Here is a 1,211-nt window from a genome sequence, read left to right on the forward strand (position 1 = left end):
GTTGTGGAAGATGTGGGTTACACCATCCAAGAAGACGGTTCATTAACCTTCACGGATGAACAGCTTCTAGCAGGCGCTTCAGACATTGACGGTGATGACCTGTCCGTAGCAGATGTGAGCTACTCAGGTACAGAGGGTGTCTTCACTGACAACGGTGACGGGACGTATACCTTCGCGCCAAACGAGAACTTCAATGGTGACGTCGACTTAAGCTTCTCAGTGAGCGATGGCACGACTACGACAGAAGCCAACATTGATGTGACCGTTGAGTCTGTCAACGACATTCCAGTGGCAGGTTCAACGACTTATTCAGTACAAGAAGACAACTCAATTACCATTACTGACGAGCAGTTATTGGCTAACAGCTCAGATGTTGAGGGTGATGTTTCTGTTCAGGATGTATCTTACTCAGGTACTGATGGCGTCTTTGCTGATAACGGTGATGGTACGTATACCTTCTCGCCAAATGAGAACTTCTCGGGTGAGGTTAGCTTTGATGTAGTTGTTGCCGATGAAGACGGAGCGACAGCAGAGACGAGCGCTGGTTTAACTGTTATCGAGGTTAACGACCCACCAATTGCAGGACCAACGTCATACACCATTGATGAAGACAGCGTACTGACATTCAGTGAATCCCAAGTCCTTGGCAATGCTTCTGATATAGAAGGCGATGTATCGCTAGTGGGTATCAGCTACGATGGGCCGCACGGTATCTTCTCCGTAAATGGTGATGGTACTTGTAGTTTTGCGCCAAATGAAAACTTCAATGGCGAAGTTCAGTTGAACGTTACCATTCAAGATGAAGATGGTGCGACGGTTGATACCGTCATTAACGTCGATGTACTTCCTATCAACGATGCTCCGGTATCCGGCGACCTGGCATACAGCGTTGATGAAGATGGAAGTATGACACTGTCACAAGAACAGCTTCTATCACAAGCATCAGACGTAGAAGGTGATGATCTGACTGCGGCCAACCTAAGCGCAGGCGACAATGCCACGGTTACAGCAAATGAAGATGGCTCATTCACCATTACGCCAGATGCGGACTTTAATGGTGACATTGACCTTAGCTTCGATATATCGGACGGTACAGACACCATCGTAGCCAACGCTGATCTCACTGTGAATCCTGTGAATGACGCAGCAGTCGTGGAAGATGTCGGTTACACCATCCAAGAAGACGGTTCATTGACCTTCACGGATGAGCA

General features: G+C 48.0%; 1 protein-coding gene. It reads left to right on the forward strand.

Features of this window, described 5'->3' with window-relative positions; all coding sequences use genetic code 11:
- Positions 1 to 1,211, forward strand: a 1,211-nt coding sequence (locus ACVA6Q_RS24520) for a cadherin-like domain-containing protein (RefSeq protein WP_446649208.1), incomplete at both ends; no start/stop codon positions are given.

This window comes from Vibrio sp. DNB22_10_4 (genome assembly GCF_052879755.1).